Below are 25,142 nucleotides of genomic sequence, written 5' to 3'. Positions count from 1 at the left end.
GGTGCGCGCAGCGGTGCACCCTGCGAGGTGGCACGCTTTTTCGTGGACAATAAAAAACCGAGCCATTGGCTCGGTTTTTTGAAATTTGGTGCCCAGGAGAAGACTCGAACTTCCACGACCGTTAAGTCACTGATACCTGAAACCAGCGCGTCTACCAATTCCGCCACCTGGGCACTACAGCAATGTTCGTCGTTACCGACACGGAGCGTTGCATCCGTTTATTTGCAAAGTGGGTTATCAAGCCACTTCACGAAATTTGGTGCCCAGGAGAAGACTCGAACTTCCACGACCGTTAAGTCACTGATACCTGAAACCAGCGCGTCTACCAATTCCGCCACCTGGGCACAGAAACCGATGAATCATCATCTGCTTCGTGTTACAACGTCTGCTCGACGCTGTGGGCGCGAACTATACGGGCGGGCATTTACCTTGTAAACCCCTGACCCCAAAAAAATTATTGTCGCCGGAAAAGCTGCCTTGAATGACGTTTTCGCGCTTCAATAGGCAGATGGCATACACCTCTATAGATAAGCACAGGTAATCCTCCTTACATGGCCGATTGGCAATCCCTCGATCCCGAGGCCGCCCGCGAGGCGGAAAAATACGACAACCCCATCCCCAGCCGTGAGCTGATCCTTTCGCATCTGGCCGAGCGCGGCGCGCCTGCCAGTCGTGAGCAACTGGTCGAAGAGTTCGGTTTGCATACCGACGATCAGCTTGAAGCTCTGCGACGCCGACTGCGCGCAATGGAGCGTGACGGTCAGCTCATCTATACCCGTCGTGGCACATACGCCCCGGTGGACAAGCTCGACCTGATCTGCGGTCGCATCAGCGGCCACCGCGACGGTTTTGGCTTCCTCGTGCCGGACGATGGCAGTGACGACCTGTTCCTCAGTCCGGCGCAGATGCGCCTGGTTTTCGACCGAGATCGCGCGTTGGTGCGGGTGGCGGGTTTCGATCGGCGCGGCCGTCGTGAGGGCGGCATCGTCGAGGTGATCGAACGCGCTCATGAGAGCATCGTTGGCCGGTACTACGAAGAGAACGGCATCGGTTTCGTCGTCGCCGACAATCCCAAGATTCAGCAGGAAGTGCTGGTCACCCCGGGGCGCACTGCCGGTGCGCGCATCGGTCAGTTCGTCGAGATCAAGATCACTCACTGGCCCACGCAGCGTTTCCAGCCGCAGGGCGACATCGTCGAAGTGATCGGCAACTACATGGCGCCGGGCATGGAGATCGACGTCGCGCTGCGCAGCTATGACATCCCGCACGTCTGGCCCGAGGCGGTGGTCAAGGAAGCGCGCAAGCTCAAGCCCGAAGTGGATGAGAAGGACAAGGAGAAGCGCGTCGACCTGCGCCATCTGCCTTTCGTCACCATCGACGGCGAAGACGCCCGCGACTTCGACGATGCCGTGTACTGCGAGAAGAACAGCAGCCGCTGGAAGTTGTTCTCCGGTGGCTGGAAACTCTATGTGGCCATCGCCGACGTCTCGCACTACGTCAGGGTTGGCTCGGCGCTGGACGCCGAGGCGGTCGAGCGCGGCAACTCGGTGTACTTCCCCGAGCGCGTCGTGCCGATGCTCCCGGAGGAATTGTCCAACGGCCTGTGCTCGCTCAACCCGCATGTCGATCGCCTGGCCATGGTCTGCGAAATGACCATGTCCAAGAGCGGCCAGATGGTCGACTACAAGTTCTACGAGGCGGTGATCCACTCCCATGCGCGCCTGACCTACAACAAGGTCAGCCTGATGCTGGAAGATCCCAAGAGCAGCGAGGGCAAGTCCCTGCGCAGCGAATACAAGGAAGTCCTGCCGCACCTCAATCAGCTCTATGCCCTGTATCAGGTGCTGATCGCCGCTCGTCACGAGCGTGGTGCCATCGACTTCGAGACGCAGGAAACCCGTATCGTCTTCGGTACCGACCGCAAGATCGACGAAATCCGCCCGACCCAGCGCAACGATGCGCACAAGCTGATCGAGGAGTGCATGCTGGCCGCCAACGTGGCCACCGCGCGCTTCATGCAGGATCACGAGGTCCCGTCGCTGTATCGCGTGCACGATGGCCCGCCGCCGGAGCGCCTGGAGAAGCTCAAGGCTTTCCTCGGTGAGCTGGGGCTGTCGCTGCAGCGTGGCAAGTCCAAGGATGGTCCGTCACCCAAGGACTATCAGCGCCTGCTGGAAAGCATCCGTGAGCGCCCGGACTATCACCTGATCCAGACCGTGATGCTGCGCTCGCTGAGCCAGGCGGTATACAGCGCGCAGAACGAAGGGCACTTCGGTCTCAATTACGAGGCTTACACCCACTTCACCTCGCCGATCCGCCGTTATCCCGACCTGCTGGTGCACCGCGCCATTCGCAGCGTGATCCGTTCCAAGCGCGACACCAAGCACGTGGAGCGTGCCGGCGCGGCAATCATGCCCAAGGCACGCATCTATCCGTACGACGAAGCGACTCTGGAGAAACTCGGCGAGCAGTGCTCGATGACCGAGCGCCGTGCCGATGAAGCGACCCGCGACGTGGTCAACTGGCTCAAGTGCGAGTTCATGCAGGATCGTGTCGGTGAGACCTTCGCCGGTGTGATCACGGCGGTAACCGGTTTCGGCATCTTCGTCGAGCTGCGCGACATCTACGTCGATGGCCTGGTGCACGTGACCGCGCTGCCGGCCGACTACTACCACTTCGATCCGGTTCACCATCGCCTGTCCGGCGAGCGCAGCGGCCGCAGCTTCCGCCTCGGCGACAGCGTCGAGGTCAAGGTGATGCGCGTCGATCTGGATGAGCGCAAGATCGACTTCGAGCTGAGCCAGGACAAGGCCGGCAAGGGTGATGATGCGCATCGCGGCAGCAAACCGAGCGGCATGGGCAATACCGACGTGCAGAAAAGCCGGGATGTGAAAAAAGCGCTGTTGGCTGGCGCCAAGGCCGGCAAGGGTGCCAGTGGCAAAGGTGCTGCCGGCAAATCGGCGAGCAAGCCGGCCGGTGGTGCGCGCAAAGGCTCCGGACGTGGCGACAGTGCCCCGCCGCCTGTCGGTAAGCCGCGCAAGCGTAAGGCCAAGTCATGAGTGATCTGGAAAAGATCTACGGCGTACATGCCGTAGAAGCCATGCTGCGTCATCACCCCAAGCGGGTGAAGCAGGTCTGGTTGGCCGATGGTCGCAGTGATCCTCGGGTGCAGCCCTTGCTGGAGCTGGCTGCGCAGTCTCGCGTAAAAGTGGGGCAGTGCGAGCGCCGTGAGATGGATGCCTGGGTCGAGGGTGTGCACCAGGGTGTGGTTGCCGATGTCAGCCCCAGTCAGGTCTGGGGCGAGGCGATGCTAGAGGAGTTGCTCGATCGCTGCGAAGGCCCGCCGTTGCTGCTGGTGCTCGATGGCGTGACCGACCCGCACAACCTGGGGGCCTGCCTGCGTACGGCGGATGCTGCCGGTGCGCTGGCGGTGATCGTGCCCAAGGACAAATCGGCAACCCTCAACGCCACGGTACGCAAAGTGGCCTGTGGTGCTGCCGAGGTGATTCCGCTGGTGGCGGTGACCAACCTGGCGCGCAGTCTGGAGAAGTTGCAGCAGCGCGGCCTGTGGGTGGTCGGTACGGCCGGTGAGGCCGAGCTGGAAGTCTATCAGCAGGACATGACCGGGCCGACGGTGCTGGTCATGGGGGCCGAGGGCAAGGGCATGCGCCGTTTGACGCGCGAGCATTGCGATTACCTGGTCAGGCTGCCCATGGGTGGCAGTGTCAGCAGTCTCAACGTCTCGGTTGCCACCGGTGTCTGCCTGTTCGAGGCAGTGCGCCAGCGTCAGGTCCAGCGCAAGGGCTGACTGCTCAAATAATCGCCAATTCGTCTTGCGTGCGGCAGGGGGCTTCTCTAGAATGGCGCCCCTTGCCGTGACGGCAGGCCTTTTCGCGCCTACCGCCTGGCAAGCTCATCACGAGAAAACCCACTCCTTGCCTGACCACCTTAGTTGGCAGGCTACAACCCGTAAGGAGCATTTATGCGTCATTACGAAATCATCTTTCTGGTTCACCCGGACCAGAGCGAGCAAGTCGGCGGCATGGTCGAGCGTTACACCAAGCTGATCGAAGAAGACGGTGGCAAGATTCACCGCCTGGAAGATTGGGGCCGTCGTCAGCTGGCTTACGCCATCAACAACGTCCACAAAGCCCACTACGTGATGCTCAACGTAGAGTGCACCGGCAAGGCCCTGGCCGAGCTGGAAGACAACTTCCGCTACAACGACGCCGTGATCCGTAACCTGGTCATCCGTCGCGACGAGGCCGTCACTGGCCAGTCCGAGATGCTGAAGGCCGAAGAAAACCGCAGTGAGCGCCGCGAGCGTCGTGAACGTCCTGAAAACGCCGAGTCCAACGACGGCGATGACAGCGACAGCAACGACAGCGACAACGCTGACGAGTAATCCACGGATCTATTGAGGAGCCAATCACATGGCACGTTTCTTCCGTCGTCGTAAATTCTGCCGCTTCACCGCTGAAGACGTGAAAGAGATCGATTTCAAAGATCTCAACACCCTGAAAGCCTACATCTCGGAAACCGGCAAAATCGTTCCTAGCCGTATCACCGGTACCAAGGCTCGTTATCAGCGTCAGCTGGCCACCGCTATCAAGCGCGCCCGCTTCCTGGCCCTGCTGCCCTACACCGACAGCCACGGCCGCTGAGACCGGACAGTCGACAAGAGTTAAGGAATAGATCGCATGCGCGCCCTGGCTGAATACATCATGCGCGGCCGTATGCAGGCCACCCTTGTGGTGGTGGGATCGGCAGCGATGCCGCTGTTGTTCTGGTTGAGTGCAGCCGCTGGCAGCCTGGTGCTGTTGCGGCGTGGAGCCAGTGATGCCTTCGGCATCCTGGCCTGGGCCCTGCTACCGGCTATTGCCTGGTGGTATTTCGGCGAACCGCGCACCTTGCTGGTGCTGGTCGGCGCGCTGGGGTTGGCGTTGTTGTTGCGCGCCAACTGGACCTGGAACCGCATACTGCTGAGCAGTGTGGCACTGGGCCTGGTGTATGGATTTGTCCTTGGGGCAGTGTTCCGCGAACCCATCGCGGCCATGGCTGGTGAGCTGCAGAAGCTGCTGCCAACCATGTTCGATGGGGCTCACCAGCAATTGTCGGTGAGTGAACGCGAGCGTCTCGAGGCTTTGATCGCACCGGTGCTGACTGGATTGCTGGCGGCCTTGTTGCAGATTCTGAGCTTGCTGAGCCTGATCCTTGGGCGTTACTGGCAGGCGGTGTTGTACAACCCTGGCGGTTTTGGTCGCGAGTTCCGCGCCCTGAGACTGCCGCTGCCACAGGCGCTGTTTCTGCTGGCGGGCATGATGCTAGGTCCCAATCTGGGACCGCAGTTGGCCATGCTCACGCCGCTGTGCAGTGTGCCGCTGCTGTTAGCCGGGATTGCCCTGGTGCACGGCCTGGTGGAGAAGGGTGGGCTCGCTCGCTTCTGGCTGGTGGGCATGTACATCACGCTCCTGCTGTTCATGCAGCTGATCTATCCGTTACTGGTGGTCTTGGCCATCGTCGACAGTCTGTTTGATTTTCGCGGTCGCCTGGCGCGCAAGAACGGCCCGGGCTCTGCGAACGGTGAAGGTTAAAAGTTAAGAGGTAAGACCCAAATGGAAGTCATCCTGCTGGAAAAAATCGCCAATCTGGGCAACCTGGGCGACAAAGTGAACGTTAAAGCCGGTTACGGCCGTAACTTCCTGCTGCCGCAAGGCAAAGCTACCGCTGCCACCGAAGCCAACGTTGCTGCTTTCGAAGCACGTCGCGCCGAGCTGGAAAAAGCTGCTGCCGAGAAGAAAGCTTCCGCTGAATCTCGCGCTGCTCAGCTGGCTGAGCTGGAAGTCACCATCACCGCCACCGCTGGCGATGAAGGCAAGCTGTTCGGTTCCATCGGCACCCACGACATCGCTGACGCCCTGACCGCCTCCGGCGTTGAAGTGGCCAAAGCTGAAGTTCGTCTGCCGAACGGTACCATTCGCCAGGTTGGCGAATACGACGTAGCTGTGCACCTGCACACCGACGTCGAAGCCACCGTCAAGGTGGTCGTGGTCGCTGCTTAATCAAGTAGCCGCCAAGCGGACTTGCGCTGTAGCGTAGGTCTGCTGACAATCGGGCACGGTATCGCTCTGCGATCCGTGCCCTTTGTTTTTCTATCGCAGCATTTTCTCCCCGAGCCTATGAACGACATCAGCATTCCCGAGCAATACGACCTGCAGACTGCCGCCCTGAAAGTGCCGCCGCACTCCATCGAGGCGGAACAGGCGGTGCTTGGCGGCCTGATGCTCGACAACAATGCCTGGGAGCGCGTGCTCGATGGTGTGTCGGATGTCGATTTCTATCGCCATGACCATCGCCTGATCTTCCGCGCCATCTTCAAGTTGGCCGAGCGTAACGAACCCTTCGATGTGGTGACCCTGTCCGAGCAGTTGGACAAGGAAGGGCAGCTGTCGCAGGTCGGTGGCCTGGCCTATCTCGCCGAGCTGGCGAAGAACACGCCGTCGGTGGCCAACATCAAGGCCTATGCGCAGATCATTCGTGAGCGCGCCACGCTGCGCAAACTGATCAGCATCAGCAACGACATTGCCGACAGTGCCTACGCCCCGGAAGGCCGCACCGGCGAGGAAATTCTCGACGAAGCAGAGCGTCTGATCTTCCAGATTGCCGAGGACCGCCCCAAGACAGGCGGGCCGGTGGGCATCAACGACATTCTGGTCAAGGCCATCGACCGCATCGACACGTTGTTCAACAACGGCGACGCGATCACCGGTCTGTCCACCGGTTTCGATGACCTGGATAACCTGACCAGTGGCCTGCAGCCTGCCGACATGATCATCGTCGCTGGTCGTCCGTCGATGGGTAAGACCACCTTCGCCATGAACCTGGTGGAAAACGCCCTGATGCGTAGCGACAAGGCGATTCTCGTCTACTCGCTGGAGATGCCGTCGGAATCCATCGTGATTCGTATGCTCGCCTCGCTGGGGCGTATCGACCAGACCAAGGTACGTGCCGGTCAGCTCGACGACGATGACTGGCCACGGCTGACCAGTGCAGTCAACCTGCTCAATGACCGTAAGCTGTTCATCGACGATACCGCCGGTATTTCTCCGAGCGAGATGCGCGCGCGTACTCGCCGCTTGGCGCGCGAGCACGGCGAAATCGGCCTGATCATGGTCGACTACCTGCAACTGATGCAGATTCCCGGCTCCAGCGGCGACAGCCGGGTCAACGAGATTTCCGAAATCTCGCGCTCGCTCAAGGGCTTGGCCAAGGAGTTCAACTGCCCGGTCATCGCCCTTTCACAGCTCAACCGTGGCCTGGAGCAGCGTCCCAACAAGCGCCCGATCAACTCCGACCTGCGTGAGTCCGGTGCAATCGAGCAGGACGCCGACATCATCATGTTCGTATACCGCGATGAGGTGTATCACCCCGAGACCGAGTACAAGGGGGTGGCCGAGATCATCATCGGCAAGCAGCGTAACGGCCCGCTGGGCACCGCGCGCCTGGCCTTCCTCGGCAAGTATTCGCGCTTCGAGAACCTGGCGCCGGGCAGCTACCAGTTCGAGGATGAATAACCGCGCGCGAGCAGTGTAGGAGCGAGCGCGGCTCGCGAATCACGCAGTTCTGTAGCCCGGATGAAATCCGGGACTCTCGGCGCAGAAACCCCCGGACTGCATCCGGGCTACGCTCCAGATCAATGAAAACGGGTGCCCAGCGGTTAAGATGGGCGCCCGTTTTTCGTTCAGGCCTTCTGCCATGCGTCCGCTTGCCGCCATCGTCGACCTCTCCGCCATCGCTCATAACTACGCCGTCGCCAAGTGCTGCGCGCCCGGGCGCCAGGCCTTCGCCGTGGTCAAGGCCAATGCCTACGGGCATGGCGTGCGTGAGGTGGTGACGGCGTTGCGCGAGGTTGCCGACGGCTTTGCCGTGGCCTGCCTGGAGGAGGCGGCCGAAGTGCGCGCCATGCATGACAAGGCGCGAATCCTGCTGCTCGAGGGCTGCTTCGAAGCCGGTGAATACGCCATCGCCGCGCAGCTTGGACTGGATGTGGTGGTGCAGAGCGCGGCGCAGGCAGAGGCGCTGATTGCCGCTGAGTTGGCGCACCCGCTAAACGTCTGGCTCAAACTCGACTCCGGCATGCATCGCCTCGGTTTCGACGCCGCCAGTCTGCGCCATTGGCATGCGCGGCTGGAGGGCGCCGCCCAGGTCGCCGAACTCAACCTGCTCAGCCACTTCGCCTGCGCCGACGAGCGCGGCCATCCGCTGACCGAACAGCAGGTCGAGCGTTTTCTCGATCTGCTGGATCTGGATTTCAATCATCGCTCACTGGCCAACTCGGCTGCCGTACTGACCATTCCTGCGGCGCATATGGACTGGCTGCGCCCCGGCATCATGCTCTACGGGGCTACGCCGTTCGCCGAGCTGAGTGCACGCGAGCTGGGGCTGAAACCGGTCATGACTCTGGCCGCGCGGGTGATCGCCGTGCGTGAGGTGGCAGTCGGTGAAAGCGTTGGTTATGGCGCTACCTGGGTCGCCGAGCGACCTTCGCGTATTGCCACGGTCAGCTGCGGTTATGCCGATGGTTATCCGCGCCATGCGCCCAGCGGCACGCCGGTGCTGGTCGAGGGACAGCGTGTCGGGCTGGCGGGCAGGGTGTCGATGGACATGCTGGCGGTGGATATCACGGATCTGCCTGAGGTCGACATCGATTCGCCGGTGGAACTATGGGGCAGCAATCTTCCGGTGGATGAAGTAGCGTCAGCCTGCGGCACCATTGGCTACGAATTGCTGAGCAAAGTCACTGCTCGAGTGCCACGGCGCTATATCGGCTAACAGGACTTCGGGTAGGGCCGGTGCAACCCGCTATCGGCAGCCTGGCGGGTTGCGCCCGCCCTACGGGACTAGGCCAGGCCGCTGGGGACTTTCAGTACATCCAGCTCCAGGCAGGCCTGTTCGCTGAGCTCGCCATCGTCGCCATGCACGCGTGAACCGGAGCGACCCAGTTCCTTTACCCGGTAAAGGGCCATGTCTGCCGCCTTGTACAGCCCGGTGAAATTCTTCGCATGGCGCGGATAGAGCGCTACGCCGATGCTGATGGTCACGCGCAGGCGCTCGGCACCGTAGTGCACCGGCGTGGATAGTTCTGCCAGCAGGCGTTCGGCGATCTCCCTGGCCTGACTTTCGGCATCGCTGCCGCAGATCAGCGCGGCGAACTCATCGCCGCCCAGTCGAGCAACTGCATCACCGGCGCGAACGTGCTCGCGCAGGCGCTTGGCGATCACCTGCAGCATAAGGTCACCGGCGGCGTGGCCAAAACGGTCATTGATCGGCTTGAAGTGATCCAGGTCGATCAGCAGCAACGCCACGCTCTCCTTGTGCCGCTCGGCGTGAGCCAGGGCCGACTCGCAGCGCTCGACCAGATAGCGTCGGTTGGGCAATTCGGTCAGCGAGTCATGGAAGGCGGCGTGCTGCAGTTCGCGTTCGCGGTCGCGGAGCTGTTCGTTGGTCGCGGCCAGCTCGGCGGTACGTGCGGTCACTGCAACTTGCAGTTCGTCAGCGCTGGCCTGCAGTTGCGCCAGGCGTGCGGTTTTCTCACGATCAGCCTGTTGCAGGGCAGCGGCGCGCTCCTGCTTGAGTATCTGGATGCGATAAGCCAGGGCGAAGGAGAACAGGATGGATTCGGCTGCCACGGCCAGCGGGAATACGTAGGCATTCCATTCGGCCGGTTGCAGCACCCCGGTGGTGCGCAGCAGCAGGATGGCGACGCTGCCCAGGACCAGACCATAGCCATAGAGATACAGCTGCGCCGGGAAGAACCCTTGGCGCCAGCGGATCACGGCGCTGCCCAGTGCTGCAGGGATGCTGGTCAGCGACAGCAGGGCGATGGCCCAGGCCGCGAGGTAACGTTGATCGAACAGGGTCAGGGCGATAGCGATGAGGTAGATCACGCAGGCCATGTTCAGCAGGTGATGCGCCCAGCGTACATAAACGCGCGTCTGCAGCAGCGTCTGGGTGAAGCGGCTGGCGAACAGGCCCCACAACGACGGCAAGGTGATGCGGTCGAGCCACGCCGGCACCGGGTGGTTCGGCCACAGATACTGCGCGCCATGACCAGTCATGCTCATGATGAACAGCAGGGCGAAGGCGGTGGTCAGCACGTACCAGAAATAGGCCTTGTCGCGCAGCGAGATGAGGATGAACAGGTTGTACAGCAGCAGTGCGAAGACCACGCCATAGATGGCGCCAAGCGCAAGGTTCTCGCGGGCTGCCAGTTGTTCCAGGTCATCAAGTTGCCAGATGCGCAGCGGGAAGGAGTTGCCCGCCGGGTCGAAGGCGCGCAAGTAGAAGGTCGTTGGCTGTTCACTCAGGGCTGGCAGGTCGAACACCATGCGTCGGTAGGGGTGGTCGCGGTTCTCGCTGAAGGCGACGCGCTCACCGGATTGACGCACCAGCCAGCCGCCCTGGCCGTCGGGCTGGTAGAGCTGCAGGTCGCGTTGGGTCACCGAGCCCACTTCCAGCACCCAACGGGCAGGGGCACGCATATCGCCTTGCAGGGTGAGCTTGATCCACCAGGGATTGAGGCTCTGACCGACACTGGCACGGCCATTGGCGGGTTGAAAGCGCGACTGCAGCTCAGGGGCGGCAAGGTCATCGATGGTCAGGCTGCCCTGAGCGTCCTCCAGCAGCTCGATATGCGCATTGAGCGGCATGCCGCTGCTGGCGTCGGTGAGCACCACGGACGTCGCTGCCAGGCCCGTGGTCGACAGTCCGAGCAGAAGAGCGAGCAGAAAGGCGAAACGCTGCAGCATAGGTGTCCTGGAGACGGCTGACCGAGTAATTGAGTATATGCACAGGATTGTTATCGGACGAAAACAAATATGGCGTAAGGCTACTGCAGGAAGATGTCTGATTTTCTGTCCTTTCTTTGCCGAAGCCGGTTCTGTGCAAGCGCCGCTAATCCGGCGGGTTAGCCAGCCCCGCGCTTGAGTGTTTGTCGCAGTGCGTGGGGACGCTATTAAACCCAGCGCTTTAGTCTGGTTTGGTCAATATTTGTGCTATTATCCGCGCCCCTCGTGATAGCCAATTGATCAAAAAATATGCAAGCCGCCAAGCCGCTGTTCGACTATCCCAAGTACTGGGCCGAGTGTTTCGGGCCTGCGCCCTTCCTGCCGATGAGCCGGGAAGAGATGGATCAGCTCGGCTGGGACAGCTGCGACATCATCATCGTCACCGGTGACGCCTACGTCGATCATCCTTCGTTCGGCATGGCCATCATCGGTCGCCTGCTCGAAGCTCAGGGCTTTCGTGTGGGCATCATTGCCCAGCCGGATTGGCGCAGCAAAGACGACTTCATGAAGCTCGGCGAGCCGAACCTGTTCTTCGGCGTCGCCGCCGGCAACATGGACTCGATGATCAACCGCTACACCGCCGACAAGAAGATTCGTTCCGACGACGCCTATACGCCCGGCGGCCTGGCCGGCAAGCGCCCGGATCGCGCCAGCCTGGTTTACAGCCAGCGCTGCAAGGAGGCCTACAGCCACGTGCCGGTGGTGCTGGGCGGCATCGAGGCATCCTTGCGCCGTATCGCCCATTACGATTACTGGCAGGACAAGGTCCGCCGTTCGATCCTAATGGACGCCACCGCCGATATCCTGCTCTATGGCAACGCCGAGCGCGCGGTGGTGGAGATCGCCCAACGTCTGTCGCGTGGCGAGCAGGTCGAAACCATCAGCGATGTACGCGGTACGGCCTTCATCCGTCGTGACACGCCCGAAGGCTGGTATGAGGTCGACTCCACCCGTATCGACCGTCCGGGCCGCGTCGACAAGATCATCAACCCCTACGTCAATACGCAGGACACCGAGGCCTGTGCCATCGAACAGGCCAAAGGTGAGGTTGAAGACCCCAACGAAGCCAAGGTGGTGCAGATTCTCGACAGCCCGCGCATGACCCGCGACAAGACGGTGATCCGTCTGCCGTCGTTCGAGAAAGTGCGTAACGACCCGGTGCTCTATGCCCACGCCAACCGCGTGCTGCACCTGGAAACCAACCCGGGCAACGCCCGCGCGCTGGTGCAGAGACATGGCGAGGTGGACGTGTGGTTCAACCCACCACCCATCCCCATGACCACCGAGGAAATGGACTACGTGTTCGGCATGCCCTATGCGCGCGTGCCGCACCCGGCTTATGGCAAGGAGAAGATTCCGGCCTACGAAATGATCCGTTTCTCGGTGAACATCATGCGCGGCTGCTTCGGCGGCTGTACCTTCTGCTCGATCACCGAGCACGAGGGGCGCATCATTCAGAACCGTTCGCATGAGTCGATCATCCGCGAGATCGAGGAGATGCGCGACAAGGTGCCGGGCTTCACTGGTGTGGTTTCCGACCTGGGTGGTCCGACCGCCAACATGTACCGCATCGCCTGCAAGGACCCGGAGATCGAGAAGCACTGCCGCAAGCCGTCGTGTGTATTTCCGGGCATCTGCGAGAACCTCAATACCGACCACTCGTCCCTGATTGAGCTGTACCGCAAGGCCCGCGCGCTGCCGGGCGTGAAGAAGATCCTGATCGCTTCCGGTCTGCGCTATGACCTGGCCGTGGAGTCGCCGGAGTACGTCAAGGAACTGGTCACCCATCACGTCGGCGGCTACCTGAAGATCGCCCCGGAACACACCGAGCGTGGCCCGCTGGACAAGATGATGAAGCCGGGGATCGGCAGCTACGACCGCTTCAAGCAGATGTTCGAGAAGTACTCGAAGGAGGCGGGCAAGGAGCAGTACCTGATTCCGTACTTCATCGCTGCGCACCCGGGCACCACCGACGAGGACATGATGAACCTCGCCCTGTGGCTCAAGCGCAACGGCTTCCGTGCTGACCAGGTACAGGCCTTCTACCCGTCGCCGATGGCTACGGCCACCGCCATGTATCACTCGGGCAAGAATCCGCTGCGCAAGGTCACCTACAAGAGCGACGGCGTCGAGATCGTCAAGAGCGATCAGCAGCGTCGCCTGCACAAGGCCTTCCTGCGCTATCACGATCCGAAAGGGTGGCCGCTGCTGCGTGAAGCGCTGGAGCGCATGGGCCGTAGCGATCTGATCGGCAATGGCAAGCATCAACTGATCCCCACCTACCAGCCGCAGAGCGACGAGTACCAGAGCGCCCGACGCAAGAACTCGACGCCCGCCGGCAGCAAGAAAGTGGGCAAGATCCTGACCCAGCACACCGGCTTGCCGCCTCGTGCCAGCGACGGCAGCAAGCCCTGGGACAAGCGTGAGCAGGCCAAGGCGGCGGCTGAGGCGCGTAACCAGCAAGCCGCGCGTGAACGTGCGGGCGCCGCCAAAGGCAAGGGCAAGAAGCCCGGGAAGAAGCCAGCGGTACCGCGCTGAATCATCAGCAGCACTCACGAAAACGCCAGCAATGTGCTGGCGTTTTCGTTTCAGAAGCCCTGGCCAGCGCCTCGTAGGGTGGGCTTCGGCCCACCATCGTCGCCGTGACCTGCGGCTTGTCTCAGTCCGTGCTGAAGCGGCACGTCAGGTAGCGATTGCTCGGGCCATAGCGCAGGATCGACCACAAGCGCCTGAACAGATAAAACGGGTGGCTGCGGTAATACGCCAGCACGGCAGTGCCGACACCTTCCGAGCGGTGCTGGAGCGCCTCCTTTTTCTCCGACTTCTTGAACAACCCGGAAAACTCCCAGCGCTGGATCTGCTCGAAACGCTCATGCGGGCGCAGCCCATGGCAACTGAACAGGCGCGCGAAGCTGGCCGCGCTGAAGTCATGCAGGTGGTGCGGGTTGCCGTCGAGTGTTGGTGTGGTCGGCACCGAGGCGATGATACGGCCACCCCGGGCCAGCAGTCGTACGAGGTTTTCTGCCAGGCGCAGCGGGTCTGGTAGATGCTCGATGGTTTCCAGGCTGACGATGCTGTCGAAGCCTGAACTGTCGGCGAAGGTTTCGGCATTGGCGCACTGATAGCGCAGGTTGGGTCGCTGATAATTCGCCTGCGCGTAGGCAATGGCTTCGGGATCGATGTCGATACCGGTGATCTGCTTGTCCGGATGCCGTTCGGCCAGCAATGCACTGCCATATCCACAGCCGCACGCCATATCGAGCACGCGCGAGCCTGCCAGTGAGTCGCTGGCGAATGCGTAGCGCTGCATGTGCAACTCGAGAGTGGCCAGGTCGGCGGCCAGACGCTCATCCATCTTCAAGGGATAGATGCGTTCAAGGGTGTGCATGGCTGCCTGTCCTTGGGCTGCGAAAGTGCTCGTAGTCTGTTGCTTCCCGGTGGGGGCTGCAAGCATCTCCCCTGGTTTCATGGTGTTGCTTGTGAGAGTTGGCTTGTTTATTTATTTTGGTACTATAGTTCCAGAATATAAAAACAACAGTGGAGTCCCATCATGCGCCTTGCTGCTCCCTCGGTTATTGCTCTGTCCTTGCTGCTGACGGCATGTGGGGAGAGCGAAGCGCCGCCCGCGGCCAATCTCGACTTTCAGAAGCAGCTGCAGACGCAGCTGATCAAGGCCAAGCCGGGGGAGGTGGTCGAGATTCCCGCCGGCACCTGGCTGCTCGACCGCAGTCTGAGTCTCAAGGTCAGTGGCGTGACATTGCGCGGTGCCGGCATGGATCAGACCATCCTCAACTTCAAGGGGCAGAAATCCGGCGCCGAAGGGCTGCTGGTGAGCGCCTCCGACTTCACCATCGAGGACCTGGCGTTGGAAGACACCAAGGGCGATGCGCTCAAGGTGGTCGGTGGCCAGAACATCATCATTCGTCGCGTGCGCACCGAGTGGACCAATGGCCCGGCTACCGAGAATGGTGCCTACGGCATCTATCCGGTACAGACCGAGAATGTGCTGATCGACGGCGTGGTGGCCATCGGTGCTTCGGACGCCGGCATCTATGTGGGCCAGTCGCGCAACGTGGTGGTGCGCAACAGCCGTGCCGAGCGCAACGTCGCCGGCATCGAGATCGAGAACACCATAGGCGCCGACGTCTATGACAATATCGCCATCGGCAATACCGGCGGCATCCTGGTGTTCAACATGCCCAACCTGCCGCAGCCAGGTCACACCACGCGGGTCTACCGCAACAAGGTCGAGAGCAACAACCACAAGAACTTTGGCCACCAGGGCACGCCGGTCGCCAGTGTGCCGGCGGGCTCTGGCGTGCTGGTCAACTCCAACGACAAAGTAGAGATATTCGATAACGATATTGGCGACCACCGCACCGCCAACGTCATCGTCAGCAGCTACTTCAGCACCGGCTACACCGACCTCTCCACCGAGGCGGACTTCGATCCCTACCCGGAGGCTATTCATATCCATGGCAACCGCTTCGGGCCTGGTGGCGACAGCCCCGATAACCTCGAGCTGAAAGCGCTGAGGCTGGCCAAGTTCGGTCTCAATGGCCGCCTGCCGGACATCCTCTGGGACGGCTACGTGAACCCCGAAAAGCTGGTCGATGGCAAACTACCGGTGGAACTGGCCATCTGCATCGACAATGGTGATGCCGGCATCGTTAACGTCGACGGCCCCGGCGGCTACAAGAACATCAGCACGGACATCGAGCCACATCGCTGCGAGCTGCCCCGTCTTCCTGTCGTCGAGTTGCGCGCAGCCCTGGCCGAGGCAGGTGAGTAAGCATGAAGCACGCCTGGCTGTTGATTGCCGCCGTGCTGCTCGGCGCCTGTGAGCAAGCGCGCACGCCCCTGTATCTGCCCAGCAGTGAGGACTATCCGCAGAAGCTCAGCGCCTGGGGTGTGCTGCAGCAGCGTGACGGCCAGTTGCAGCCCGTCGAAGGTGTACAGCCCTACGATCTGAATACGCCGCTGTTCACCGATTATGCGCACAAGCTGCGTACGATCTGGCTGCCCGAAGGGCGCCATGCTCGCTATGCCGAAGCACGTTTCGATTACCCCGTTGGCACCGTGCTGAGCAAAACCTTCTACTACCCGATCGATACCCAGGGCCGGCTGCTGCGTAGCGAGCAGCACGGTGCCGAGGCGGTGGAACTGAAGCGGGTGCGGCTGATCGAGACGCGTATTCTGCTGCGCCAGGAGCAGGGCTGGGTCGCTCTGCCTTACATCTGGGACGAGGCGCAACGCGAGGCCACGCTGGACTGGGCAGGCGCCAGTTTCGATCTGGCCCTGCATGATGAGGCCGGCGAGGTGCTGGCGGTCGACTATCAGGTGCCCGATGCCAACCAGTGCGCGGGGTGTCACGAGGAGCAGGCTGGCAAGGGTGTGCAACCCCTGGGGCCGAAGGCGCGCCATCTGAACAAGGATTTCGCCTACGCCGATGGTGCGGCCAACCAGTTGTTGCACTGGCAGAACATCGGCTTCCTGCAAGGTATGCCGGCCGACATGGCCAGCGTTCCACGTAATGCCCTGTGGAGCGCGCCGCGCGAAGGGGAGAGCCTGGAGCATCAGGCACGCAGTTATCTGGATGCCAACTGCTCGCACTGCCATAACCGTGAAGGGCCGGGGCGTACCTCAGGTTTATATCTCGATCCGGCTACGCCGCTGAGCATCGCCTATGGCCTGTGCAAGCAGCCAGTGGCAGCGGGCAAGGGCTCCGGTGATCGTCTGGTGGACATTCATCCCGGTGTACCAGAGAAGTCGGTGCTGAGCTTCCGCCTGCACAGCACCGACCCCAGCATCATGATGCCCGAACTGGGCCGCTCCACCTCCCACCGCGAAGGGCTGGAGGTGATCGACCGTTGGATCGCCAGTCTCGATGGTGAATGCTGACAGACTAGAGCTGGCCTGCCTGCCATTGCGCTTCGCGGCTGGATAGCGCAGCAGCGATATCCGCGACGCTGTCGGAGGCAACGCTCTCCGGCAGTGGGTCGAGGCCGACGCTGGCGAATAGCTGGCCATAGCTGTTACGCAGCTCGGCGTAGGCCAGGTCGCGGCGCAGGTCCGCCTGCAGCGTGTTCAGCTCGCCCTGGATCAGTTCCAGCTCGCCAATGCCCTGGGCCTGGTAGCGATTACGCAGTTGCTCGACGATCTGCCCGTCCAGTCCGGCCAGTTGCTGGCTGGTCTGGAACTGACGCTGAGCCTCGCGGAAGTTGGCATTGGCAACGTGCAGTTGGGCGAGGATGGCCATCGACATGGCCTGACGCCGTGCATCGGCGACCTCCTGGCCGGCCTTGGCAACATCGATGGCGGCTGGCGCGGAGAGTACATTGAACAGGTTCCAGGTGACTTTCACGCCGTAGTCGGCCCAGCTTTGGTTCACCAGGAACGAGTTGCTGTCGTAGTGCCCACCGGCGGAAAACTCCAGGCCTGGCAACAGACGGAGCATGGCTTTGCGTGTTTCTGCAGCGCTGATGCGTGCCTGGTAATCCTGCTCGCGCAGTTCGGGACGACTGGCCAGAGCTTCCTGCTCCAGTGTGCTCAGTTCAATCTTGAGCTCCGGCATCTGATAACCGGCGTCAGGCGCCAGTTCGACCTGAGTGCCCAGTGGCAGGTTGATCAGAGTGGCCAGTTCGGTCTTGGCCAGCGACAGGGCGCGGCGTTGCTCTTCCAGCTGACGGCTAGCCTCGATCAGCGCGCGCTGATAGCTCAGGGCCTGGATCGGGTCGCCGATACGCTGCTCGCTCAGGCGCTGGCTGTTGTCGCGGGCCTGGGCAACGCGTGCCATCAGGCTGTCGATCTGGGTCAGCAGACGATCTGCCGCCACGGCACGCCAGTACGCGGAGCGCACATCCTGAATGATGGTGTGCACCACCTTGCGCCGGCGCTCCTGCACGATCAGGCGCTGGTCACCCTGTTGCTTGGCACTGACGTAACTGACACCGAAGTCCAGCACGTTCCACACCATGGTCAGATCCGCCACGCCACGGTCGCGGTCCTGCGAGGTGGACGGCTCCAGAGACTGGGTGCCGGTTTCGATGCTCTGGCTGCTGGAGGCGCTGACGTTGTTACGTCCGGCATAGCCGGCGGACAGCGCCATGCGTGGCAGCATGTCGAAGGTGGCCAGGTCGACCTGACGCTGGGCCATGGCTTCTTCCATGACCTTCAGGCGCGCCTCGAGGTTGTACTTCACCGCGCGGGCCATGGCTTCGTGCAAGGTCAGTGGGCCGCTGAGCGGCTCCTGATCCTTGAACATGGTCGCCAGATCCTGCTGCGCGCGTTGCTCGCTGACGCTGCGGTCGATAGGTTGGCTGGTCACCGCGCAGCCACCAACGGCTAGCGTCAGTAGACTGATACTGAAAAATTTCGCTGCTTTGCTCATCCTTGGGCCGCCCCCTGGTACGGCACTCATTCGATTCTTATCTGTTTTGTCGATTACGCTTGTGGCATCTGCAACGGAATTTCTCCCAACGCCCAGGCAAGGTCTCTTACCTGGCGTTGTTCGCTATCTCCTATTTCCTGGAGTTGCTGGCTCAGAGTCGGTGCTCCGAGAATCTCTCCCCCGCCCAGGCCATTGCTGTTTGAATTACCCCAGCGAAGCTGGATTTCGCCTGACTCCAGCGGTACGTCCTTGCTGAACATGCTGGAGAAGCTGCTGCTGCCGAACACGCCGCCGTCGCCCCCGCCAAAGCCGAGGAAACCAATGCCGCTGCCATTGCCGGAACCGCTGTCGCTGCTGGCGAAGACCTGGGCTATGTAGCTGGGCGCCAGCGCACCGTTGTTGATGAAGATGTTGCCCAACGTGGGTACGCCACTGCCGAGAGTCGGTTGCTCGAACAGTGGCGGCGGCAACAGTGGCGAGGTGGTGCTGGAGGGTGGCGCGCCGGGCACATTGGGTTGAGGCGGTGTGGGCGGTGTAGTAGGCACGTTGGGCGTCGGGTTGGCGCGGAACTCCGGATCGCCGGTATTGAGCCCGCCCAGCGTATAGCCGGCGCTGGAGAAGTTGCTCTGCAAGGTGTTACCGACGCTATCAACAATGCCGCTGCCAGCGGCCGTGAGCGACAAGCCAAGCGTGCCCTGGCCGGTCACACCGCCGACAGTGATGCGATAGGTGCGTGCATCGATCTGTACCAGCGAGAGGAGGGTACCGCTGGCGCTGCCCGTGGTGGCCAGAGCGAAGTCGGTCAGATCCACGCCGTTGACGTCTTCGCTGAACGTAACGGTGAAGCCGAGGGTGGTATTGGTGGTGGGCGATGTGCCGTCGAGGGCGATGCCGGTCACCTGTGGCGGTGCGGCATCCACCAACACGTCTGCTGTGGAGGGAACGCCATTGAGCGCGGTCTGGGCATCATTGCCGGCGGCATCGCGCAGGGTTGCGCCGTTGCTCTGGAAGTTGGTGCCGACGGCAATGCCGTTGCTGTCCTGCTGGCCATTGGCAACGGTCAGGCGGAACACCAGCGCGTTGCTGCCCGAGCCACTCAGGTAGTTGGCGTAGACGGTGCCGCCGGTATCCAGGGTGATCGCCAGGCGTGGTGTGCCGCCAGCAGTATCAACGGTTACGGCTTCGTCGAAGTTCACCGTGAAGTCGAGGGCGTCCCCCGCCACGTAGGTGCCGTTGGCCGGCACGCCGACAGAGGTGATAGCCGGTGCCTTGCTGTCGATGGCGCAGTTGTTGGAATCGGTGGTGCCGGTGCCGGTATTGCCGGCGGCATCGGTGTAACTGGTGTTGTCCAGGGTGATCAGGTTGGTAGCGTCGGTGACGTCGGCGTCAGGCGTCAGGGTCGCTGTCCAGGTGATGCCGCCGTCACTGCTGCTGAGGTTGCCGAGCGTGGCGTTGGCCACGCTAAAGTCCGCTGTGGTCAGCCCAATCACAGCCTCGCTGAAAGTGATTGTGACTGTGGTGCTCTGCCCAGCCTTGAGCGCGGTATCGGTGATCACGATGCCGGCCGTTGGGCGCTGGGTGTCGATGGCGTAGTTGTTGGAATCGGTGGTGCTAGTGCCGGCGTTGCCTGCCACGTCCTGCACGCCGGTATTGTCCAGGGTAATCAGGTTGCTGGCGTCGTTGATGTTGGCGCTTGGCGTCAGGGTGGCGGTATAGGTGATGTTGTCCGAGGTGAACAGGTTGCTTAGGCTGCCGTTGGCGACGCTGAAATCGGCGGTGGTCAGCCCGGTGACCGCTTCGCTGAAGGTGATGGTGACGGTGGTGCTCTGTCCGGCCTTCAGGAGGCTGTCGCTGACCACGACAGTGGCGGTCGGGCGTTCGGTGTCGATCGTGTAGTTGGCCGAATCGGTGGTGCCGCTGCCGATGTTACCGGCCGAATCCATAACACCTGTGTTGTCGAGCGTGATGATGTTACTGGTATCGATGATATTGCTGCTCGGCGTGAAGGTGGCCGTCCAGGTCAGGCCGCCGTCACTGCTGCTGGGGTTGCTGAGGCTGCCATTGGCTACGTTGAAGTCGCCGACGTCCAGGCCGAGCACCGCCTCGTTGAAGGTGATGGTGACGGTGGCGGTTTCGCCTATGCCAAGGGCCGTGTCGCTGAGGGTGATGCTGGTGGCTGCCGGGCGCACGCCGTCGACGACCAGGGACTTGTTGGCGCCGAGGGAGCCCGCCGCGCCAGGAGTAGCCAGGGTGAGGATGGCAGACTGGTTGGCGCCGTCCCGGATGCTGCCGCCGTTGAGGCTCAGGGCCGAGGTGGAAACGTAGTCGAGGTCGGCGGAGCTGTCGCCCGCCTGCACGGTGTAACTGAAGCTCAGGGTATTGCTGCCCGAGCCAGACACATAGTTGAGCACCCGGTCGGTGGCACCTGTCTCCAGTGTCAGCGTCGGCGTGCCGGTCACGTTCACCGCCGAGTCGAACTGCACGTTGACGATGATGACATCGCCGATCTTGTAGGTGCCGTTGGCGGTACTGGACGACACGCTGGTGACGGTCGGGGCGATGGGGGCGGTCAGGGTCAGGTCGTTGCCATCACCGCCTATGTAACTGGTGGTCAGCTCGGTGCCATTACCCGCCGCATTGAATTTACCGCCTTCGCTGATGCCGCTGAAGGTTCCGACTACCGCGTCGGCGACGTCGTTGACGATCACCGTGTAGCTGTCGCCGCTGCCGGCCGCGTAGCCATGGGTGACTGCCAGGGTGGCGCCGGAGACGTCGACGTTGCCGTTGACCGCCACCCGGTCGTAGCCGGTGCCGGCGGTGGCGCCGTTGATGTCCAGCGCCAGGGTGCTGCCGAAGTCCAGGGTCAAGTTGCCATTGACGGTCAGGGTGCCGGCGCCTGAGTTGCCCGGTGACAGGGTACCGCCGTTTTGCACGGTGACGTCGCCGCCCAGAGTGCCGCTGCCGGCCAGGGTCGCACCGGTGCCCACCGTGGTGGCGCTGTTGGTACTGCCGTCGACCAGCAGAGTACCGACGGAAACGGTGGTGGCCCCACTGTTGGTGTTGCTGCCGGAGAGGGTCAGGTTGCTGGCGCCGGTCTTGGTCAGGCTGCCGGTGCCGCTGATGGTGCCGGACAGCGTGGCTGCGGCGCCGGCATTGACGGTGACCAGTCCAGTCAACGCCAGGGCGTTGTCTATGGTGGTGTTGCCGCTGATCTGCAGCGTGGTGCCATTAGCCAGGTTGAGGCTACCAGAGCCCAGGTTGGTGTCGCTGGCGATACTCAGGGTGCCGGCATTGACGCTGGTGCTGCCGCTATAGGTGTTGCTGCCGCTCAGGGTCAGCGTCGCGGCGCCGGCCTTGGTCAGGTTGTTGCTGCCGCTGATAATGCCGGAGAGCGTGGTGTTTGCGTCAGTGTTCACCGTGGCGTTACCGCTCAGGGCAATGGCGTTGTCGATGGTGGTGGCGTTACTGGTGGCCAGGGTGCTGCCGGCCGCCAGGGTCAGTGTGCCGCTGCCCAGGTTGGCGTCGCTGGCGACGCTCAGGGTACCGGCGCTGACGGTAGTGGCACCGTAGGCATTGTTGCCGGACAGCGTGAGGGTCGAGGCGCCCGCCTTGGTAAGGGTATGCGAACCGCTGACGACGCCCGACAGGGTGACCGCCGCCGAGGTGCTCACGGTGGCATCTCCCGTCAGGAGGATGTCATTGTCGATGGTGGTAGCCCCGGTCACTTGCAAGAGGGTGCCATTGCCCAGTGTGACCGCACCGCTGCCGAGGTTGACATCGCTGGCCACTGCAAGTGTGCCGGCGTTGACAACGGTGGCACCGTAGTTGTTGCTGGCCGACAGGGTCAGGGTGCCTGAGTTCGACTTGGTCAGCGCGTAGGGGCCGCTGATGATGCCGGACAGCGTGACATCTTGCGGGTTTGCAATCGTGGCGTTGCCGATAAGGCCGATGGAGTTGTCGATGGTGGTGACGCCCGTTACGTTTAGCGTGGTTCCTTCCGCCAGGCTGACGGCACCGACCCCCAGGTTGGCGTCACTGGTGACCATCAGGGTGCCGTTGGAGAGGGTGGTGGTGCCGCCGTAGGTGTTGTTGCCGCTCAGGGTCAGGGTGCCGTTGCCCAGCTTGATCAGGGAACCGCTGCCGGATATGACACCGCTTACTGTGGTGGTGGTGTTGTCGCCTCCGCTGGTCAGGGTGTAGTTGCCCAGTTGGATCCTGGCCGAGACGTTGTTGCTCGCCAGGCTGCCGATGGTCTGATCCGAGAGCAGCGTCAGCACGCTGTTGCCGTTGACCCGTACCGCACTGCTGCTGGACATCGAGGCCTCGCCGTCGAGCTTCAGCCAGCCGTAATTGAGCAGTGTGGTGCTGCCGCTATAGCTGTTGTTGCCAGAGAGGGTCAGCGCATAGCTGGCCGAGCTGCCCTGGTTGATCGACAGGCCACCGCTGCCACTGATATTGCCGGAGAAGGTGGTGTCTGCGGTCTGTTGGGTGGTCAGGGTATTGCTGCCCAGGGTTATAGAGCCCGCGCCGGAGAGGTTGCCGATGGTTTCGCTGCTCGATAGTGCCAGGGTGGCGCCTGCGGCGATGGACACGTTGCTGCTGTCGGAAAGGGCACTGCCGCCGGCGACTGTGAGAGTGCCAGCGGAGATGGTGGTGGCGCCGGAAAAGGTGTTGCTACTGCCGCTCAGGGTCAGATTGCCGATCCCTGCCTTGGTCAGTGCGCCGCTGCCGGCGACCACGCTGACGATGGATGCAGTGTCTCCCGAACCGTTGGTGAAGGTCTGGGTGGTGCCGCCGGCCAGGGTGATGGTGCCGCCGGTGAGCGTGAGACCGCTCACCTGATCCATGTTGAAGGTCAGGCTTTCGTTGATCGATACGACGTTTAGGTTGAGCGTCTGGCCTGCCAGGGAGCCATCGAAGACGATGGTCTGGCTGCCGGTGTTGTCGGCGGCGGCAATGGCCACGGCCTCGCTGAAGCTCACGCCGTTGCTGACGTTGATACTCGCTGTATCGGTGTTATTGGTGACGTAGATGCTATCGCTGGTGACGGTGACATTTGCGGTTGTCGCAGTGCCTCCGTCGCCATCGGTCAGGGCAAAGCTGATCGTGGCATCGCCGGCTGGGGTATCACTGCGATAGGTAATGCGTTGGACAACGTTATCGACCAGTGCGTTGGTCGCCGTTGTACCAGTGCTGGTAAAGGTGATGGCCAATACACCGTTGGTGTTGGTGAAGGTCGCGAAGGTTTGACCGTCGGATTGCAGATCGCTACCGCTAACCGTAAACAGTGCCCCTGACGTGTTGAAACCAAAAATATCCGACGTAATGGCCATGCCAGAGCGTTGGACAGTCAGCGTGGCATCTGCCCAGTTGCCATTGCCACTGTTAAGCGCATCCAGTTCCGCGTCGGCTAGATTGGCATTGCCACCGGCATCCAGCGACACGGTGTTGCCTACACCGGCCCAGGCGACGCTGTCGCCGTTGAGGCCATTGACCACGGGAGCCGCATTGGAGCTGCCGATCACGACATTGTTGAAGCCGTAGTACATGCCGTCGTTGGCGCCGGCATATCCAAAAACGATCTTGTCGGCGGACTGGAAGTCTATATCGTTGAGGACGTCCGTCTGGTTGATGGTGTAAATACCGCTGGTTGTGTTCAGCGGTATGAAAAACTCCGCGTAGGCAACCTGTGCTCCATCCCTGTAGGCCGTAACGGTCTGCAGAATGTCATTGCTGCTCCATCGGGGGTCTGTGGTAAACCACTGATGGTCGACGAGGGTGATACTTTCGAAGTTGAATTCACTGCCGTCGACAGACTCTATGACCATGCGATCAGGGCGTGGTCTGGGATCTCCGTTGTTGATCCAGTAGATATCCGATGCAAGCGTAGGTATTTCAGGATATAGGCCAGGGTAGTCGTCAGGATGCCAGCCAATCACGTTGCCAGTGGTATTTCCGGACGAGTCGATGAAGTAGATGTTCAGATCAACTTCCGACAGGTTCAGGGTGCCACCTTCGCCATCGTTGAATACTGATCCGAAGTTTTGGTCACCCGTCATGCCGTAGGCAAGGGTGCCGCCATCGAGCTTTGCCTGATAGGACTCCAGCGACAGCACTGCCGCTTCCACGCCGCCGATGTGCACTTCCAGTTCGCTATCGCCGCCAATGCTGCTGGAACCGGAGTCATCGTTGCTCGCTGCCACGTCGGTGCCCGTAGCGCTTGCCAGGCGTTGAATGAAGTCGGCGCCCTTATCGCCGCTGGCGACATCGCATCCGTAAAGCAGCAGATCGCCCTGTTCGCTGAACACGTTTCCCAGCTGGGCCAATACATCGCTTCGGGCATCGAGTGTGCCTGCATCGATCCAGGTGTTACCAAGCAATAGCTTGCCTGCGCTGCCGTGGCTGAAAATATGCACCGCGTCGATGCCTTCACGTCCCTCCAGGTAGTTGGCGATCTGCTGCAAGCCATCCTGGCTGCTATCGAGCACGACCACTTCGGTGCCTGGTGCGAAGCCCTCGATCAATTGCTGCTTATTGGTGACCTGGCCATCGATGAACACCACTTCCTGGCGCTGGTCGGCGGTGCCGGCGGTAGGCGTGGCTGCCAGCCCGTCGTGGCTGGCGGTATCGGTGGTGGTGCTTTCCTGGGCGCTGGGTGTCGCGGCGGGCTGATTGGCCGCAGCATCGGCCACGGTGGCGGCAACCGCGCCGTCGAACAGCATGCGCGGTTCCAAGGATATGGCTAATGGTGTTCTAGGAGTGGCGACTGGGGAACGAGGCGATGACTTCTTATCATTCCAGAACATGACGTAGCTCCCTTTGATCGCATCGTGCCATTAGGTGGGTAAGCGGATTAGGGTCGCATTGAGTCTAGATGTCAATGGCCGCCAGATCGGCACCTGACG

General features: G+C 61.9%; 15 protein-coding genes and 2 tRNA genes. 11 read left to right on the top strand and 6 right to left on the bottom strand.

Going from position 1 to position 25,142, the window contains the following annotated elements; genetic code table 11:
• Positions 1-86: 86 nt before the first annotated feature.
• Both H3221_RS02425 and H3221_RS02420 read right to left on the bottom strand, forming a co-directional pair.
• Positions 87-173: transfer RNA gene (locus tag H3221_RS02425), tRNA-Leu, on the bottom strand.
• Between the two features lie 84 nt (positions 174-257).
• Positions 258-344: transfer RNA gene (locus tag H3221_RS02420), tRNA-Leu, on the bottom strand.
• A gap of 207 nt (positions 345-551) precedes the next feature.
• Here H3221_RS02420 and rnr point away from each other — a divergent pair.
• From rnr to alr, 8 genes are all read left to right on the top strand, one after another.
• The gene (gene rnr / locus H3221_RS02415; RefSeq protein ID WP_196473919.1) at positions 552-3,059 is read left to right on the top strand and encodes a ribonuclease R; all 2,508 of its coding nucleotides are present in this window, start codon (positions 552-554) and stop codon (positions 3,057-3,059) included.
• Positions 3,056-3,808: a 23S rRNA (guanosine(2251)-2'-O)-methyltransferase RlmB gene (gene rlmB, locus H3221_RS02410; protein ID WP_196473918.1), complete on the top strand. Its 753-nt coding sequence runs from the start codon at positions 3,056-3,058 to the stop codon at positions 3,806-3,808. Before rnr ends, rlmB begins: the two co-directional genes overlap by 4 nt.
• Before the next feature lie 174 nt (positions 3,809-3,982).
• Positions 3,983-4,405: a 30S ribosomal protein S6 gene (rpsF, locus tag H3221_RS02405; protein WP_003246846.1), complete on the top strand. Its 423-nt coding sequence runs from the start codon at positions 3,983-3,985 to the stop codon at positions 4,403-4,405.
• A gap of 28 nt (positions 4,406-4,433) precedes the next feature.
• Positions 4,434-4,664: a 30S ribosomal protein S18 gene (gene rpsR / locus H3221_RS02400; RefSeq protein WP_003246847.1), complete on the top strand. Its 231-nt coding sequence runs from the start codon at positions 4,434-4,436 to the stop codon at positions 4,662-4,664.
• A 36-nt stretch (positions 4,665-4,700) separates the two neighbouring features.
• Positions 4,701-5,594, top strand: a complete 894-nt coding sequence (locus H3221_RS02395) for a YybS family protein (protein ID WP_196473917.1) — start codon at positions 4,701-4,703, stop codon at positions 5,592-5,594.
• 21 nt (positions 5,595-5,615) lie between these two features.
• Positions 5,616-6,062 (top strand): 50S ribosomal protein L9, encoded by a 447-nt coding sequence (gene rplI, locus H3221_RS02390; RefSeq protein ID WP_017678673.1) that lies wholly within the window; start codon positions 5,616-5,618, stop codon positions 6,060-6,062.
• A 117-nt stretch (positions 6,063-6,179) separates the two neighbouring features.
• The gene (dnaB, locus tag H3221_RS02385; protein ID WP_160019221.1) at positions 6,180-7,574 is read left to right on the top strand and encodes a replicative DNA helicase; all 1,395 of its coding nucleotides are present in this window, start codon (positions 6,180-6,182) and stop codon (positions 7,572-7,574) included.
• A 181-nt stretch (positions 7,575-7,755) separates the two neighbouring features.
• Entirely contained in the window at positions 7,756-8,832 is a 1,077-nt protein-coding gene (alr, locus tag H3221_RS02380) for an alanine racemase (RefSeq protein ID WP_196473916.1), read from the top strand.
• A gap of 68 nt (positions 8,833-8,900) precedes the next feature.
• Here the strand turns inward: alr and H3221_RS02375 are convergent, their stop codons facing one another.
• A complete protein-coding gene (locus H3221_RS02375; protein ID WP_196473915.1) occupies positions 8,901-10,808 on the bottom strand; it encodes a diguanylate cyclase in 1,908 nt (635 codons plus the stop codon).
• 288 nt (positions 10,809-11,096) lie between these two features.
• Here H3221_RS02375 and H3221_RS02370 point away from each other — a divergent pair, with 288 nt between their 5' ends.
• Positions 11,097-13,385: a YgiQ family radical SAM protein gene (locus H3221_RS02370; RefSeq protein WP_196473914.1), complete on the top strand. Its 2,289-nt coding sequence runs from the start codon at positions 11,097-11,099 to the stop codon at positions 13,383-13,385.
• A 121-nt stretch (positions 13,386-13,506) separates the two neighbouring features.
• Here H3221_RS02370 and H3221_RS02365 read toward each other — a convergent pair whose 3' ends face one another.
• On the bottom strand, positions 13,507-14,235 hold the full coding sequence (locus H3221_RS02365) for a class I SAM-dependent methyltransferase (protein WP_196473913.1): 729 nt from the start codon (positions 14,233-14,235) through the stop codon (positions 13,507-13,509).
• Between the two features lie 162 nt (positions 14,236-14,397).
• Here H3221_RS02365 and H3221_RS02360 point away from each other — a divergent pair, with 162 nt between their 5' ends.
• Both H3221_RS02360 and H3221_RS02355 read left to right on the top strand, forming a co-directional pair.
• Complete coding sequence (locus H3221_RS02360) at positions 14,398-15,639, top strand: parallel beta-helix domain-containing protein (RefSeq protein WP_196473912.1); 1,242 nt, start codon at positions 14,398-14,400, stop codon at positions 15,637-15,639.
• Between the two features lie 2 nt (positions 15,640-15,641).
• Entirely contained in the window at positions 15,642-16,748 is a 1,107-nt protein-coding gene (locus H3221_RS02355; protein ID WP_196473911.1) for an SO2930 family diheme c-type cytochrome, read from the top strand.
• Positions 16,749-16,752: 4 nt separating this feature from the next.
• On the opposite strand, the gene H3221_RS02350 is transcribed toward H3221_RS02355, so the two are convergent.
• On the bottom strand, positions 16,753-18,237 hold the full coding sequence (locus tag H3221_RS02350) for a TolC family protein (protein ID WP_196473910.1): 1,485 nt from the start codon (positions 18,235-18,237) through the stop codon (positions 16,753-16,755).
• A gap of 53 nt (positions 18,238-18,290) precedes the next feature.
• Positions 18,291-24,959, bottom strand: coding sequence for an Ig-like domain-containing protein (locus H3221_RS02345; protein WP_196473909.1), 6,669 nt, complete (start codon positions 24,957-24,959; stop codon positions 18,291-18,293).
• Between the last annotated feature and the right edge of the window lie 183 nt (positions 24,960-25,142).

Source organism: Pseudomonas chaetocerotis (genome assembly GCF_015712105.2).
Lineage (GTDB): Bacteria > Pseudomonadota > Gammaproteobacteria > Pseudomonadales > Pseudomonadaceae > Aquipseudomonas > Aquipseudomonas chaetocerotis.
This window is presented reverse-complemented; position numbering and strand designations above follow the sequence as displayed.

Excerpts from the sequence above, each read along its gene's own strand:
- H3221_RS02355 (WP_196473911.1), top strand. The coding sequence starts at position 15,642 with ATGAAGCACGCCTGGCTGTTGATTGCCGCCGTGCTGCTCGGCGCCTGT.
- H3221_RS02345 (WP_196473909.1), bottom strand. The coding sequence starts at position 24,959 with ATGCTGTTCGACGGCGCGGTTGCCGCCACCGTGGCCGATGCTGCGGCC.
- H3221_RS02375 (WP_196473915.1), bottom strand. The coding sequence starts at position 10,808 with ATGCTGCAGCGTTTCGCCTTTCTGCTCGCTCTTCTGCTCGGACTGTCG.
- H3221_RS02370 (WP_196473914.1), top strand. The coding sequence starts at position 11,097 with ATGCAAGCCGCCAAGCCGCTGTTCGACTATCCCAAGTACTGGGCCGAG.
- alr (WP_196473916.1), top strand. The coding sequence starts at position 7,756 with ATGCGTCCGCTTGCCGCCATCGTCGACCTCTCCGCCATCGCTCATAAC.
- dnaB (WP_160019221.1), top strand. The coding sequence starts at position 6,180 with ATGAACGACATCAGCATTCCCGAGCAATACGACCTGCAGACTGCCGCC.
- H3221_RS02395 (WP_196473917.1), top strand. The coding sequence starts at position 4,701 with ATGCGCGCCCTGGCTGAATACATCATGCGCGGCCGTATGCAGGCCACC.
- H3221_RS02360 (WP_196473912.1), top strand. The coding sequence starts at position 14,398 with ATGCGCCTTGCTGCTCCCTCGGTTATTGCTCTGTCCTTGCTGCTGACG.
- rpsF (WP_003246846.1), top strand. The coding sequence starts at position 3,983 with ATGCGTCATTACGAAATCATCTTTCTGGTTCACCCGGACCAGAGCGAG.
- rnr (WP_196473919.1), top strand. The coding sequence starts at position 552 with ATGGCCGATTGGCAATCCCTCGATCCCGAGGCCGCCCGCGAGGCGGAA.
- rlmB (WP_196473918.1), top strand. The coding sequence starts at position 3,056 with ATGAGTGATCTGGAAAAGATCTACGGCGTACATGCCGTAGAAGCCATG.
- rpsR (WP_003246847.1), top strand. The coding sequence starts at position 4,434 with ATGGCACGTTTCTTCCGTCGTCGTAAATTCTGCCGCTTCACCGCTGAA.
- H3221_RS02350 (WP_196473910.1), bottom strand. The coding sequence starts at position 18,237 with ATGAGCAAAGCAGCGAAATTTTTCAGTATCAGTCTACTGACGCTAGCC.
- H3221_RS02365 (WP_196473913.1), bottom strand. The coding sequence starts at position 14,235 with ATGCACACCCTTGAACGCATCTATCCCTTGAAGATGGATGAGCGTCTG.
- rplI (WP_017678673.1), top strand. The coding sequence starts at position 5,616 with ATGGAAGTCATCCTGCTGGAAAAAATCGCCAATCTGGGCAACCTGGGC.